Raw genomic sequence first — 14,667 nt, 5'->3', positions numbered from 1 at the left:
TGCTTTGTGTTGCCTGCTACTTGCGCTGTAGCAAGCCTGGCAACTGCGCTACCAGCTTCTGGTTGTTCAACGGCGCACGGATAAACCCACGCTGGGTACCGTCCGGGCCGATCAGCGCCAGGTTGCCGCTGTGGTCCACGGTGTAATTCGGCTTGCTGGTATCTGCCGGAATGAAGGGGATGCTCACGGCATTCGAAACCTTCTGCACATCCTCAACATTCGCGCCGGTCAGGCCCTGGAATTGCGGGTCGAAGTAACCCAGGTACTGCTTGAGCTGGGCCGGAGTATCGCGGTTCGGATCGACGCTGACCAAAATCACCTGCAACTTATCCACAGCCTCTTTGGGCAGCTCGCTCTTGATCTGGCGCAGCTGGGCGAGGGTGGTCGGGCAGATGTCCGGGCAGAAGGTGTAGCCGAAGAACAAGAGGCTCCACTTGCCTTTCAATTCATTGGCCAGCACCGACTGACCGTCCTGGTTGGTCATGCTCACTGCGGGCAACTGGCGGCTTTGCGGCAGCAAGATGATGCCCGCGTCGATCAGCGCGGTCGGGTCGCCCTGGCCTTTTCCCGAGAGCACTTTGTTGACGGTCAGGCCCATGATCAACGCCACCAGGGCCACGAGGATGAAGACGGTTTTTTGAGTTCGAGTCATAGGTTCAACAGTAAGTAGTGGTCTACGAGCAGGGCGATAAACAGCAACAGCAAGTACCAGATAGAGTACTTGAACGTGTTGATCGCCGCGTGCGGCTGGGTGCCACGGTACAGCACCCAGGCCCATTGCAGAAAGCGTGCGCCCAAAACCAGGGCACAGGCCAGGTAGAGCACGCCACTCATATGGATGACATAGGGCATCAGGCTCACCGCCAGCAAGGCGAAGGTATATAGCAGGATATGCACCTTGGTGTAGTGCTCACCATGGGTGACCGGCAACATGGGGATGTCGGCCTTGGCGTATTCCTCTTTGCGGTGAATGGCCAGCGCCCAGAAGTGCGGCGGGGTCCAGGCGAAGATAATCAGCACCAACAGCAGGGGTTCGGCACTCACATGCCCGGTGACGGCCACCCAACCCAGCAGCGGCGGCGCTGCGCCGGCCAGGCCACCGATGACGATATTTTGCGGCGTCGCCCGCTTGAGAAAACCGGTGTAGATCACCGCGTACCCGAGCAGCGACGCCAATGTCAGCCAGGCCGCCAGCGGGTTGGTGAACGCCAACAGCAGCGCCAGGCCCGCCACCGCCAGCAACAACGCAAAGGCCAATGCTGCAGCGGGCGATACACGGCCCTCAGCCAGTGGCCGCTTATGGGTGCGCGCCATCAGCGCATCAATCCGCCGATCAACCACATGGTTCACCGCCGCCGCGCCGCCTGCACACAGGGCAATGCCCAGGTTACCGAACACCAGCACCGTCCACGGCACGCCAGCGCGGGTGGCCAGGAACATGCCCACCAGCGAGGTGATCAGCATCAGCACCACCACTTTGGGCTTGGTCAGCTCCAGATAGTCACGCCAGATTGCCCGATCGTGACCTGCGCCGATCAGGGTCGCCATGGCATCTCTCCTTTAAGGGTGATCAGGCCTGAGACCTGTTTGCGCGGGATGAACCGCCAACCGAGCGTCAGCGGGGCGCGAACCCGGACCAGGCTCGTGCGGGCGTGGTAATTGACCAGCACCAGGCTCAGCAACAAGGCCGCTCCACCCGCGTTGTGACCCACCGCCACCGGCAGCGGCAGGCCGAACGCCACATTGCTCACACCCAGGCAGATTTGCGCAGCCAGGGCGATCAGCAGCAAGCCCGCCAACCGCGTCATGCCCACTGCACGCAGTTGCCAGGCCAACCCCAATAGCACCAAGGTGACCAGTACCGCGCCGATGCGATGGGTCAGGTGGATCGCCGTGCGCGCCTCGCTATCAAGTTGGCCGCCCAGGTAATTGGGGCCGATATGCTGGGTCAGGTGAAAGCCATTGGCAAAATCCGCCGCCGGCCACCATTGGCCGTGACAGGTCGGTAGGTCGACGCAGGCCACGGCGGCGTAGTTGGAACTGACCCAACCGCCCAGCGCGATCTGCCCGATTATCAGCACCAGCCCCGCCGTTGCCCAATATTGCAGGCGCCTGGGCACAATCAACGCAGGCAGCACACCGGACAGGCGCAAAGTGAGCAGAAACAACAGGCTCAAGGTCGCAAAGCCGCCCAGCAGATGCCCCGTCACCACCTGCGGCCAGAGCTTCAACGTCACCGTCCACATACCAAAAGCCGCCTGGGCGAACACCACCACCAATACAAACAATGGCAGTTTCACCGGTTGGCCCGGATCGCGTCGATGGCTCCACGCACGCGCCGCCAGCAGCGCGATCAGCAGCCCCAGGGTGCCGGCGAAGTAGCGATGGGTCATTTCTGCCCAGCCCTTGTCAGCCTCTACCGGCGCATCCGGAAAATGCAGTTCGGCATGGGCCAGTTGGGCTTCGCTTTGCGGCACGCTGATAAAGCCGTAGCAACCGGGCCAGTCCGGGCAGCCGAGCCCGGCGTGGGTCAGCCGGGTATAGGCACCGAGCAGCACGACGATCAGCGCCAATAAGGTGGCAAACAGCGCGAGGCGAAATCCAGGCTTGGCCATGACGGTGCCCCTATCCGATGTTCGACAGTTTCAGCAGCAGGCGCAGGTCGTTGAGCAAGTCCTTGCCCTTGACCTTGGCGTCGTAGCGCAGCACCAGGTTGCCGTGGGGGTCGACGATCCACAGTTGAGCCTCACCGGGCGCCGCGGCGTTCCTGGCAAAGGTCGACACATCCAGCGGGTAGCGCTGCAGTTGCGGGTACTCAGCCTTGAGCTTGGCCTCATAGTCGGTGCTCAGCGGTTGCGCAGCCGCCAGGGCATGGTTGGCGCGGGACGCATCACGGCCAAGGCTGATTTGCAGTTGGCGCGCCAAGTACACCAGTTGTTGGCAATCGGCGGCGCAGGCGGTGGGTGCGGTGACCAACAGTTGCCACCGACCTTCGCCGGCCTGCACGCCGATATCGGCACGGGTCTGGCCGTTGCCGATCAGTTCACCGTGATAGCTGCGGCTGTCCGGCACCCAGAACTGCAACTTGTACATGAAGGTGGCCAGCGCCATCGGACCGATCACCATCATGAGGATCAAAATCAGCTGCCAGCGCCCTTTGCGCCGGTCCGGCGTTTCAGACGTGCTGGGTGGATTCATGGCCGCTCCCATGGGGCTTCTCCTTTTTGTTGTGCCATCCGAGGTAGAGGTAAAGCACCAGCAGTGCCAGTGCCATGGCGAACCACTGCACTGCGTAGGCCAGGTGTTTTTCCGGGCCCATGGCAACGATAGGCCAGGTGGTTTCGTACGTACCCGGGCCCGCTTCGGCACGCAGTTCGTAGGCAAAGCCGCTGCGCCCCAGCTCGTCCCACAGCGCGGCGGGATGCAGTGCGGTGAGCAAACGTGGCCATTGCGCGCTGGCAGGGTCGGCATGCAGTTGGAAGGTCTCGCCGGGGGCGACGTACACCCAGGCGTCAAGATTCAATGCCTGTTCAGGCGTGGAGAAGGCCGGCGGCGTGCGCCGGTCCGGCCACGGCAACCAGCCGCGATTAAGCAACAGCCACAGGCCGCTAGCCTGGTCCTGAAAGGGTTGCAGCAGCTCGACACCTGCCTTGCCGTCACGCATACGGTTATCCAGCAATATGCTGTGCGCAGCGTCCAATTGCCCGCGAAGATGGACGCGGCGAAAGGCAGGGTCGGCCATATCATTGAGCTGCGCACTGCTGATCGGCTCGGCAGCGCGGCGCTCGGCATAACGCTCCACCAGCAGCTGTTTTTCATGCCCACGGGACAGTTGCCAGAACCCCAGGCTCACCATGAGCGGCAGCAACACCAGCACCACCAGCGTCGGCGCGATACCTGGACGAAAGCGCTGCATGGCACTGGCTATACTGGATCTCATCGCCCCTCCCTCTGTAGCCCTGGAGCCAGACCATGCTCAAAGCAGCCATTGCCCTGATGCTGATCGCGACTGTCGTGAGCCTGTTCAGTGGCCTGTTCTTCCTGGTCAAGGACGAGGGCAACTCCAACCGCCTCGTCACTGCCTTGACCGTGCGTGTGGTACTGGCCGTGATCACCGTGGGCTTGATCGCCTGGGGCTTTTTCAGCGGCCAACTGGTCTCTCATGCGCCTTGGTAATCCGCCTCACAGCACATAAACAAAGAAAAACAACCCGATCCACACCACGTCCACAAAGTGCCAATACCAACTGGCCGCCTCGAAGCCGAACTGGTGCTCGGCGTTGAAATGCCCACGCAGGATGCGCATCAGCATCACGAATAAAATGATGGTGCCGATGGTTACGTGGGCGCCGTGAAAGCCCGTCAGCATGAAGAACGTGGCGCCGTATACCCCTGAACCCAGGGTCAGGCCCAGTTCTTTATAGGCGTGGATGTACTCCTCGGCCTGGAACCCGAGAAACGCCAGGCCCAACAGCACTGTGATCGCCAGCCAGATTTTCAGCGCACCCCGATGGCCTTTACGCAGGGCATGGTGGGCGATGGTGATGGTCACGCTGGAGCTCACCAGCAGGATGGTATTCACCAACGGCAGGCCCCACGGGCTGATGGTGCCTTCAGGCGCAGGATAGAGCTTGGGGTCAGGGTTATTGAGCAAGGGCCAGGCGAACTCGAAGTTCGGCCACAGCATATGCGCAACGCCTTTGGAGCCCTCACCTGCCAGCCATGGCGCCGACATGTGCCGCACATAAAACAACGCACCGAAGAACGCGATAAAGAACATCACCTCCGAAAAGATGAACCAGGTCATGCCCCAGCGAAACGAGCGGTCCATTTGCGCGCTGTACAGCCCGTCGCGACTTTCCTTGATCACAGCACCGAACCAGCCAAACAGCATGTAGGCCAACAACAGGCCGCCGACGAAAAAGATCCACGGCCCGTGGGATTCGGGGCGCGCAGCCTTCAAGTCGTTGAACCACACCGCCAGGCCGTACACGGTGACCAGCAGGCCAATCGTGGCAATTATCGGCCATTTGCTTTGCGCTGGTACGTAGTACGTATCATGAGTCGACATGTATTCGCTCTCCTGATTGAGGGGGCAAACAGTAGCTAGCCCCCGGTCCTCGCGGCCACGGGCGGTTGGCGCGCAGTGATATCGAACAGCGTGTACGCCAGGGTCAAATGCTTCACATCCTTGGGCATCGCGCGGTCGACGATAAAACGCACCGGCATCTCGATGCGCTCACCCGGCTGAAGCACTTGCTGGGTGAAGCAAAAGCATTCGGTCTTGTGGAAATACATGGCCGCTTCGGCCGGGGAAATACTCGGGATCGCCTGGGCGGTCATCGGCTTATTGGTGGGGTTGTAGGCCACGAACAGCATCTCGTTGACCGCCCCCGGGTTGACCACAATCTCATCGGCCTTGGAATGAAATTCCCAGACCATGTCGATGGCGTTGGTGGACAGAAACTGCACCCGAACCTGACGTGAGGGGTCGACCATTTGCTCGCCCTCGTACTGCCCGGCGGTCTTGCCGTTGATGCCGAAGGCCTTGCACATCACGTCGTAGATCGGCACCAGCGCGAAGCCGAAGGCGAACATCGCCAGTACCAGGATCAGCAGGCGGGTGACCAAGCGTTTGATCGGCACGGAGTCAGACATGACACCCACCCAAGGCTGGTGCGCCCCTCCCACATGGACCGCGTTCGCAACACACAGAGGTATTCATTTGACCTCCGGCGGGGTGGTGAAGGTGTGATACGGCGCAGGCGAGGGCACGCTCCATTCCAGGCCCTCGGCGCCATCCCAGGGCTTGGCCGGTGCCGGCGTACCCCCACGGATGCACTTGATGACAATGAACAGGAAGAAGATCTGTGTGGCGCCGAACATAAAGGCACCAATGGACGAAACCATGTTGAAGTCGGCGAATTGCAGGTTGTAGTCCGGCACCCGCCGCGGCATACCCGCCAGCCCTACAAAGTGCATGGGGAAGAACGCCATGTTCATGCCCACGAAAGACAGCCAGAAATGCAACTTGCCCAGGGTTTCGTCGTACATGTGGCCAGTCCATTTCGGCAGCCAGTAGTAGGCCGAAGCGAAGATCCCGAAGATCGCGCCGGGCACCAGTACGTAATGGAAGTGCGCCACCACAAAGTAGGTGTCGTGGTACTGGAAGTCCGCCGGGGCAATCGCCAGCATCAGCCCGGAGAAGCCGCCAATGGTGAACAGGATCACGAAGGCCACCGCAAACAGCATCGGCGTCTCGAACGTCAGCGAGCCCTGCCACATGGTGCTGACCCAGTTGAATACCTTCACCCCCGTGGGCACGGCGATCAGCAGGGTGGCATACATGAAGAACAACTCACCCACCAGCGGAATGCCCACCACGAACATGTGGTGCGCCCAGACGATGAACGACAGGAACGCGATGCTCGCCGTGGCGTAGACCATCGAGGTGTAGCCAAACAGCGGCTTGCGCGAGAAGGTCGGGATGATCGAGCTGACGGCGCCAAACGCCGGCAGGATCATGATGTACACCTCGGGATGGCCAAAGAACCAGAACACATGCTGGAACAGCACCGGATCACCGCCACCGGCCGCGCTGAAGAAGCTGGTACCGAAGTGGATATCCATCAGCATCATGGTCACGCAGCCCGCCAGCACCGGCATCACCGCGATCAGCAGGAACGCAGTAATCAGCCAGGTCCACACGAACAGCGGCATCTTCATCAAGGTCATGCCGGGGGCACGCAGATTGAGGATGGTGGCGACCACGTTGATCGCGCCCATGATCGAACTGATGCCCATCAGGTGGATGGCAAAGATAAAGAACGTCACGCTTTCCGGCGCATAGGTGGTGGAAAGCGGCGCATAGAAAGTCCAACCGAAGTTCGGCCCGCCACCGGGGCTGAACAAGGTGGAGACCAGCAGCAGGAACGCCGCCGGCAGCAGCCAGAAGCTGAAATTGTTCATGCGCGGCAGGGCCATGTCCGGCGCGCCGATCATCAGCGGGATCATCCAGTTGGCCAGCCCGACGAAGGCCGGCATCACCGCGCCGAACACCATGATCAGGCCGTGCATGGTGGTCATCTGGTTGAAGAACGCCGGTTGCACGATCTGCAGGCCTGGCTGAAACAGCTCGGCGCGGATCACCATGGCAAACGAGCCACCGAGCAGGAACATGGTGAAGGCAAACCACAGGTACATCGTGCCGATGTCTTTGTGGTTGGTGGTCAGCACCCAGCGCATCAAGCCTTTGGCGGGGCCGTGGGCATGGTCGGCATGACCGTGGTCGATCACAGTGCTCATGGCCGTTCTCCTGCAAGCGAGTGAGCGGGGCGATTCAGGGTATTGGCGTTGAAAGTAGTCATTTGCTTTCGGCCTGTTTCAAAGCCAGCACGTCTTTGGGCGTGACCATGTCGCCTTTGTTATTGCCCCAGGCGTTACGCTCGTAAGTCACCACGGCGGCGATATCCACTTCCGAGAGTTGTTTGCCGAAGGCTGCCATCGCGGTGCCGGGCTTACCGTGGAAGACGATGCCCAGGTGATCGGCGGCGGGGCCGGTGGCGATTTTCGAGCCCTTGAGCGCCGGGAACATCGGCGGCAAACCTTGGCCCTCAGCCTGGTGACAGGCAACGCAGGTGGTGTGATAGACCTTGTCGCCACGGGCCACCAGTTCGTCCAGCGTCCACTCTTTGGAGGTCAGCTCCTTGAGCTTGGCCGCTTCTTCCTTGCGCTCGCCGAGCCAGGTGTCGTAGTCGGCCCGGGACTTGACCTCGACCACGATGGGCATGAAGCCGTGGTCTTTGCCGCAAAGTTCGGCGCACTGGCCGCGGTAGATGCCGGGTTTCTCGACACGGGTCCAAGCCTCGTTGACGAAGCCCGGGATGGCATCGCGCTTGACCGCAAAGGCCGGCACCCACCAGGAGTGGATCACGTCGGCGGCGGTCACCAGAAAGCGCACCTTGGCACCCACCGGCAGCACCAGCGGCTGGTCGACCTCCAACAGGTAATGTTCGCCCTTGGTGGCCTGGTTATGAATCTGCTCGGCGGGCGTGGCCAGGTTGCTGAAGAACTCCACATCCTGGCCCAGGTATTTGTAGTGCCACTTCCACTGGTAGCCGGTGACCTGGATATCGATATCCGACTCACTGCTGTCGTAGATGTTGATCAGGGTCTTGGTCGCCGGAATCGCCATGGCCACCAGGATCAGCAGGGGCACGACCGTCCAGAGAATTTCCACCGTGGTGCTCTCGTGGAACTTGGCTGCGACCTGGCCCGTGGATCGCCGGTGCAAAATCATCGACCAGAACATCGCGCCAAACACGACGATGCCGATCACCACACAGATCCAGAAAATGGTCATGTGCAGGTCAAACACGGCGTGACTGACTTCAGTAGCCCCTGGCGCCATATTCGTTGTCCAGGCGGCGTGCGCCTGGCCGAATACCGACCACAACAGGAGGCCCATCCATACGTGTGGATGTCGCGTCATTGCGGGTTCCCCTTTATGTTTCTTGTTATCCCGCCGGTTTGCACCTGCGGCCAAGGGAGCGGCTTCCATACTGCTTACAACCGCCAAGCCTTGCCTGCGCCATGCAGTTGGGCGTCATCAGCTAATTGCGTACAAAATCGAGTATAGACAGCCCTAGCAACCCCGCAATGTGTGGGGGCAAATGAATAGAAACAGACAGACGGACCCCGTAAAATGGGCGGCGGAATCGTTTATCCGACGAACGATGGCATTTCGATATAACGCCTGCGTATAACCATGAAATAATTATGACAAATGCGTCTTAGGCGCTCGTATAAACGAACTACCTTATCCTCTCCCTTTTCCTACGCCTGTTTCACTGGAGCCTTCATGAACACCGCCGCATTGCGCGAGCAGATTTCCCGTGCCCATCAACACGAAGCCAGCACCGGCCAACTTGCCACTCAGTTGGGACAACAATTGCCGCACCTGCACTCGGCCATTTCCCTGGCTGACGGTGATCGCAACATCGTTATGACGCGCTTTGTCACCGCTTACATCGACCTGGTTCCCGATTTGCTGGACGCTGCCAATGACGTGGCCCGCGAGGCCGGAATTGAAAGCCAGATCAAGCCGGTGCTGAAAATCGCCGAACACTTCTTCCTGCAACCCCCCGCGATCCTGGCCGGCCACGAAGGTCTGGACGGCCTGCTGGACGAAGCTTACCTGGCCCATCGCTTGGTGGAGGAGGTCAACGATCTGTATATCAAGCATTTCGGCCAGCCGTTGATTCCGGCGGATACCACCGTGGCCAACGTGATTGCCCATCAATTGATCGGCGAAACATTCGCCAACCAATTGGATGAAGCCGTACACCACGCAGTGGATGAAATGCTCAACGAAGACAGTTTTGCGCTGGAGTCGGTCGAGGCGTACCGCGAGACCCTGAAGAGCCCGAGCACCGAAGCGGCATGGAAGCGCTGGCCGTGCCTGTCGCGCCAGCTTGGGGTTGAGCTGACGCTGGATCAGCCTGCATAAAACTGCCATTTTACGGCGATCAAATGTGGGAGGGGGCTTGCTCCCGATTGGGGTGTATCAGCCAAAGAGATTTTGACTGGTCCACCGCTATCGGGAGCAAGCCCCCTCCCACATTTTTTGATCGGGTTTCGTCAGGTAACGGACGGCGCCGAACCTATTCCCACCGTCGTACGCACTCGGCCTTCCAGCCGGCGCTTCAATCCCCGTGCCTCGATCACCAGCGTCGAGCCCTTGGCCGCATTGGCCCGTCCCCACTCCTCCAGCAATTCCAGACAAGAGTGGTCGATGTAACTCAAGTTACTCAGCGGCACATGCAACGTGGTCCCCGCAGGCACCGCCGACAGCACCTGAGTCAGCGCCGGCACTTTCAGAAAGGTCGCCGCACCCGTCAAGCGCAGCTCCATCTCCCCCTCTTGAGGCAGGTCGATCAAGCTGACTTTCAGCCGCGAAGCCTTGAAGGCCAGTTTGAGCAGCGTAAGTCCGAAGCCCACCAGCACACCGGTCAGCAAGTCGGTGAAGATGATCGCCAGTGCCGTGGCCGCATAGGTGAACATCGGCATTCGCCCGTAACGTCCCAGCGCCTTGAACGCCTTGACGTCCACCAGCTTGATCCCGGTGTACACCAGCACACCCGCCAGGCTCGCGACCGGAATGCTTTGCAGCACGCTCGACAGCAAGAGCACGAAGCCGAGCAACCACAGGCCATGGAACATCGCCGACAAGCGAGTGGTAGCCCCGGCCTGGACGTTGGCCGAGCTGCGCACGATCACGCCGGTCATCGGCAGGGCACCCACCAGGCCGCAGAGCATGTTGCCGACACCTTGGGCAGACAATTCCTTATCGAAATCGGAACGCTGGCCGCTGTGCATACGATCCACCGCTGCGGCAGACAGCAGGGTTTCGGCGCTGGCGATAAACGCTACGGCGAAAGCTGCGATCAACAGCTGTGGGTCAGCCAGGTTGAGCAGATCGCTGGGGCGCAGCCAGTCAATGGCATCCGCGAGATTTTCCGGGACCTCCACGCGCTTGACCTGCAGGGCCAGCACCAGACTGGTGACGGTCGCCAGCCCCACCCCCAGCAGGGCGCCCGGCACAAAACGCAATTGCCGCGGGCGGAATTTGTCCCACAGGTACATGACCAACATGGTCGACAGACCGAGCAGGCCGGCCTGCCACCCGAGCCCGCCACCCAAGGTCGGAAGCGCTTCAGCCACCGCCGCCGGGAAGCCTGCCAGGTTATCCAGCCCGGATGGCTTGGGCGCCCCATCAAGCATCACATGGATCTGCGAAAGCACAATCAACACGCCGATCCCCGCCAACATGCCGTAGACAACCGCCGGCGCCGTGACACGAAACCAGCAACCCAGGCGCAAACGCCCGGCCACCAGTTGTAGGAAGCCGGCCAGCAGCAGGATCGGCCCCAGCATCATCATGCCGTGTTGGCGCACCAGTTCGAACACCAGTACCGCCAAACCCGCCGCCGGGCCGCTGACTTGCAGCGGCGACCCCGCCAACCAGCCCACCACCAGGCCACCGATGATCCCGGTGATCAGCCCCTTGGCCGGCGGCATACCGGATGCGATCGCAATGCCCATGCACAGCGGCAAGGCAACCAGAAAAACAACCACCGAGGCGAGCAGCTCTCGTGGCAAAACAGCTTTCAATTGAGCAGCACGCATGATGACTCTCCCGAGGCATTCGCCGGGCGCGGTAAAGCCTGGCTGCGTCCATGGCAGCCACCGCGTTACCCGGCAGGGAAGTGTTTTAGAAGCGCGCTTTAGGCGTCGCTGAAGGGATCGGCTCGGTGCCGTTCAGCGGTCGGAACGCCGCTTTGTCCGCATCGTAGGCCCGAATTTCGCTGGTCTCGATGTTGTAGATCCAGCCATGGATAAACAAATGACCATTGGCCATGCGCGAAGCCACGGAAGGGTGGGTGCGCAAATGTTGCAGTTGGGCGATAACGTTTTCTTCGGTCAGCACCGCCATGCTCTCGCCTTCGTTGGCGCAGTCGCAGTTGTCATGGACCATGGTCTTGGCGACCTCGGCGTGACGCAGCCATGCCTTGACCGTCGGCATCTTTTCCAGGCTGTCTGGGTTGAGTACCGCGCGCATCGCGCCGCAGTCGGAGTGCCCGCACACAATGATGTGCTGTACACCAAGGGCAAGCACCGCATACTCGATGGCCGTGGAGACACCACCGTTCATTTGGCCGTAGGGAGGCACCACGTTACCGACGTTACGGGTCACGAACAGGTCGCCCGGGGAGCTTTGGGTAATCAGCTCGGGCACGATGCGCGAGTCGGCGCAGGTAATGAACATTGCCCGCGGGCTCTGGGCCGTGGCAAGTTTCTTGAAGAGTTCTTCCTGCTGAGGGAAGACGTCGTGATGGAAATGCAAAAAACCGTCAACGATGTGTTGCAGCGCTGCATCGGCGGACTCCGCCACAGGGGCTGAAGCCGACGCAGCCAACGGCTGTTTATCCTTGTCACTCATGATTCATCCTCTTGATCAATGCAGGGGAGGGTTCAGGTCAGTTCGACGCCAGGGCAGTGAAATAGTTGTAAAACCACCGCAGAACAGGGCACCGACTCGTCAGTCACTCGCTGAACAAGGTAACCGCTGAAACTTAACTCAAACTGAATGAAACGCTCTAGATCGCGGGTTTCAGTGATGTCAAAAGGCGACTATTCCTACGGTAAATTCACCGCCATCTTCTTCAGTTTACAACAATGTCATCTGTCTGCCCGGTGGGCAGAATGCGGTGCAATCCAGGTTGAATCCTTCGCGTCGGTTCAGCCCCAAACGCTTGATCGCCTTGCTGAAGCGTTGAGCCAGCAAATCGGCAAAGGGCCCTTCACCCCGCATGCGCACACCGAAGCGACTGTCATACACCTCACCACCGCGTACCTGACGCACCAGGCTCATCACATGAGCCGCACGCTGCGGGTAGTGTGCCGCCAGCCACTCCTCGAACAGCGGCGCCACTTCCAACGGCAGGCGCAGCATCATGTACGCCGCGCTTTGCGCACCGGCCGCATGAGCCTCGGTCAGCAGGTTTTCCAGCTCACTGTCGTTGATCATCGGAATCATCGGCGAGCACAACACACCCACCGCAATACCCGCGTCGCGCATCACCCGAATGGCCCGCAACCGCGCCTTCGGCGCCGCCGTGCGTGGCTCCAGGATGCGCTTGAGCTCGTCATCCAGGCTGGTCAGGCTGATCATCACCGCCACCAGGCGCTGACGGGCCAACTCGGTGAGCAGGTCCAGATCACGCAGGATCAGCGAGCCCTTGGTGATGATCGTCACCGGGTGACGGTAGCGTAGCAGCACTTCAAGGGTTTGCCGCGTGATCCTGTATTCGCGTTCGATAGGCTGGTACGGATCGGTGTTAGAGCCCAGGTTGATCGGCGCGCACACATAGCCAGGCTTGGACAGCTGCTGCTCCAGCACATCGGCCGCATTGCTCTTGGCAATCAGCCGGGTCTCGAAGTCGAGCCCCGGGGACATGTCCCAATAGGCATGGCTGGGCCGTGCATAACAATAGATGCACCCATGCTCACAGCCGCGGTAAGGGTTGATCGAGCGATCGAACGGCAAGTCCGGCGAGTTGTTGCGGGTGATGATGGTCTTGGCCGTTTCGATACGCACTTCGGTGCCTTGAGTGGGCGGCACCTCCTGGTACCAGCCATCGTCCTCGGCCACGCTGACCGTAGGTGCAAACCGGTTGTGCAGGTTGGTGGCCGTGCCCCGACCCCGGGGCGGCAGCGCAGTAGTCATGAAAACGCCTCGATACTGTTTTTATATACAGTATCGAGGCGCGGGGTTGCTGACCAGTGCCGTTGGGCGGCTAGAGTGGGATCAGTGCTTTTGCGTCACCTGCCCCAGATCATCGCCCGACGTGGTGCGCATATCGCTTTTGCGCAGGCCTGCCACATCGCTGGCGTTTACCGGCGCCCCTTGGTTGCCCCAGCTGCCACGGATAAAACTGACCACATCGGCCACTTCCTGGTCCGACAGGCGCCAGGCGAATGCCGGCATGGTGAAGGTGGACGGCGCGGTATGCGTCGCCGGCAAGGTGCCGCCGTTCAACACAATGTTGATCAACGACGTGGCGTCCGCCGTCTGCACGACCGGGTTACCCGCCAGCGCCGGGAACACCCGCGTATAGCCATGACCATCGGTGCGGTGGCAGGCCGCGCAGTTGTCGATATACACCGAGGCGCCCGGCTTGCTGTCATCACCTTTCCAAAGCGCCTCGGCCACCTGCTTGTCGTACTGGTGCGGCTGATCCTTAGGGTCCACCGCCGGCAGGCTCTTGAGGTAACGGGCGATAGCGGTCAAGTCATCTACTGACATGTACTGCATGCTGTGGACGACAACATCGCTCATACCACCGAACACCGCACTGCGGTCACTGCGACCGGTCTTGAGAAACTGCACCAGTTGCTCTTCGCTCCAGCTGCCGAGGCCGTCCTTGTGGTCGCCACGCAGGCTTTTCGCAATCCAGCCCTCCAACGGCGCGCTGCCGGACAGGAAGTCGTTGCCGTCAGTGGCGCTCAGGGCTTTTTCCTGCATGGTCAGGGCACGCGGCGTATGGCAGGCGCCGCAGTGTCCCAGGCCTTCCACCAAATACGCGCCACGGCTGATCACCGGATCCGCTGCGGCTGGTGACGGCTGCACCTCGACCGCCGGCGCAAACATCCAGCGCCACGCGGCCAACGGCCAACGCATACTCAAAGGCCAGGGGATATCGCTGTCCTTGTTCTCTTGGACTACCGGCTCGACGCCCTTCATGAAGTACGCATACAGCGCTTGCATATCGCTGTCGCTGACACGCGCGTAGGACGGATAGGGCATCGCCGGGTAAAGCGTACTGCCGTTCTTGGCGACGCCATGGCGCACGGCCTTGTCGAAGTCTTCGAAGCTGTAGTCGCCCAGGCCGGTCTTGTCTGGGGTGATGTTGGTGGAATAGATCACGCCGATGGGCGTTTCCATCGGCAGGCCACCGGCGAAGGGTTTGCCGCCTTTGGCGGTGTGGCAAGCCACGCAGTCGCCGGCACGTGCCAGGTATTCACCCTGCTTGATCAAGTCAGATTCCGCAGCGCTCACCGAGCAGCTGCTGAAGAGCGCCAGGGAGGCGATAACGAGTGCTTTCAT

At 60.8% G+C, this 14,667-nt stretch carries 15 protein-coding genes; 2 read left to right on the top strand and 13 right to left on the bottom strand.

Annotation, left to right across the window (positions count from 1 at the left end; genetic code table 11):
• Nucleotides 1–16: 16 nt before the first annotated feature.
• From LJX92_RS00330 to LJX92_RS00310, 5 genes are read right to left on the bottom strand one after another with little or no spacing between them, the layout of a single operon-like run.
• Nucleotides 17–652 (bottom strand): SCO family protein, encoded by a 636-nt coding sequence (locus tag LJX92_RS00330; RefSeq protein WP_228309166.1) that lies wholly within the window; start codon nt 650–652, stop codon nt 17–19.
• Nucleotides 649–1,548, bottom strand: a complete 900-nt coding sequence (gene cyoE / locus LJX92_RS00325) for a heme o synthase (protein WP_005783432.1) — start codon at nt 1,546–1,548, stop codon at nt 649–651. Before cyoE ends, LJX92_RS00330 begins: the two co-directional genes overlap by 4 nt.
• Nucleotides 1,536–2,615, bottom strand: coding sequence for a COX15/CtaA family protein (locus tag LJX92_RS00320; protein ID WP_228309165.1), 1,080 nt, complete (start codon nt 2,613–2,615; stop codon nt 1,536–1,538). Before LJX92_RS00320 ends, cyoE begins: the two co-directional genes overlap by 13 nt.
• Before the next feature lie 10 nt (nt 2,616–2,625).
• Nucleotides 2,626–3,210: a hypothetical protein gene (locus LJX92_RS00315; RefSeq protein WP_005783430.1), complete on the bottom strand. Its 585-nt coding sequence runs from the start codon at nt 3,208–3,210 to the stop codon at nt 2,626–2,628.
• Nucleotides 3,176–3,940 (bottom strand): SURF1 family protein, encoded by a 765-nt coding sequence (locus LJX92_RS00310; protein ID WP_078822714.1) that lies wholly within the window; start codon nt 3,938–3,940, stop codon nt 3,176–3,178. The genes LJX92_RS00315 and LJX92_RS00310 overlap by 35 nt, the downstream gene beginning before the upstream one ends.
• Nucleotides 3,941–3,972: 32 nt before the next feature.
• Between LJX92_RS00310 and LJX92_RS00305 the strand changes: the two genes are divergently transcribed.
• Nucleotides 3,973–4,176: a twin transmembrane helix small protein gene (locus tag LJX92_RS00305; protein WP_032878566.1), complete on the top strand. Its 204-nt coding sequence runs from the start codon at nt 3,973–3,975 to the stop codon at nt 4,174–4,176.
• A 6-nt stretch (nt 4,177–4,182) separates the two neighbouring features.
• Here LJX92_RS00305 and LJX92_RS00300 read toward each other — a convergent pair whose 3' ends face one another.
• From LJX92_RS00300 to coxB, 4 genes are all read right to left on the bottom strand, one after another.
• Nucleotides 4,183–5,070: a cytochrome c oxidase subunit 3 gene (locus LJX92_RS00300; RefSeq protein ID WP_005783427.1), complete on the bottom strand. Its 888-nt coding sequence runs from the start codon at nt 5,068–5,070 to the stop codon at nt 4,183–4,185.
• Nucleotides 5,071–5,105: 35 nt separating this feature from the next.
• Nucleotides 5,106–5,657 (bottom strand): cytochrome c oxidase assembly protein, encoded by a 552-nt coding sequence (locus LJX92_RS00295; protein WP_078822713.1) that lies wholly within the window; start codon nt 5,655–5,657, stop codon nt 5,106–5,108.
• Between the two features lie 63 nt (nt 5,658–5,720).
• Entirely contained in the window at nt 5,721–7,304 is a 1,584-nt protein-coding gene (gene ctaD, locus LJX92_RS00290; protein WP_005783425.1) for a cytochrome c oxidase subunit I, read from the bottom strand.
• Nucleotides 7,305–7,362: 58 nt separating this feature from the next.
• The gene (coxB, locus tag LJX92_RS00285; RefSeq protein ID WP_005783424.1) at nt 7,363–8,490 is read right to left on the bottom strand and encodes a cytochrome c oxidase subunit II; all 1,128 of its coding nucleotides are present in this window, start codon (nt 8,488–8,490) and stop codon (nt 7,363–7,365) included.
• 369 nt (nt 8,491–8,859) lie between these two features.
• On the opposite strand from coxB, the gene LJX92_RS00280 reads away from it, so the two are divergent.
• A complete protein-coding gene (locus LJX92_RS00280; protein ID WP_032878569.1) occupies nt 8,860–9,507 on the top strand; it encodes a hypothetical protein in 648 nt (215 codons plus the stop codon).
• Nucleotides 9,508–9,638: 131 nt separating this feature from the next.
• On the opposite strand, the gene LJX92_RS00275 is transcribed toward LJX92_RS00280, so the two are convergent.
• The 4 genes from LJX92_RS00275 to LJX92_RS00260 form a co-directional block, all read right to left on the bottom strand.
• The gene (locus LJX92_RS00275; protein ID WP_032878570.1) at nt 9,639–11,186 is read right to left on the bottom strand and encodes a SulP family inorganic anion transporter; all 1,548 of its coding nucleotides are present in this window, start codon (nt 11,184–11,186) and stop codon (nt 9,639–9,641) included.
• Between the two features lie 85 nt (nt 11,187–11,271).
• Nucleotides 11,272–12,000 carry a carbonic anhydrase gene (locus tag LJX92_RS00270; protein ID WP_005783421.1) on the bottom strand — a complete coding sequence of 243 codons (729 nt, stop codon included), beginning with the start codon at nt 11,998–12,000 and terminating at the stop codon, nt 11,272–11,274.
• A 228-nt stretch (nt 12,001–12,228) separates the two neighbouring features.
• Nucleotides 12,229–13,287: a PA0069 family radical SAM protein gene (locus LJX92_RS00265; protein WP_032878571.1), complete on the bottom strand. Its 1,059-nt coding sequence runs from the start codon at nt 13,285–13,287 to the stop codon at nt 12,229–12,231.
• Between the two features lie 81 nt (nt 13,288–13,368).
• Entirely contained in the window at nt 13,369–14,667 is a 1,299-nt protein-coding gene (locus tag LJX92_RS00260) for a cytochrome c (protein WP_228309164.1), read from the bottom strand.

The sequence above is a fragment of the Pseudomonas sp. HN8-3 genome (assembly GCF_020790195.1).
Taxonomy (GTDB): Bacteria; Pseudomonadota; Gammaproteobacteria; order Pseudomonadales; family Pseudomonadaceae; genus Aquipseudomonas; species Aquipseudomonas synxantha_A.
This window is presented reverse-complemented; position numbering and strand designations above follow the sequence as displayed.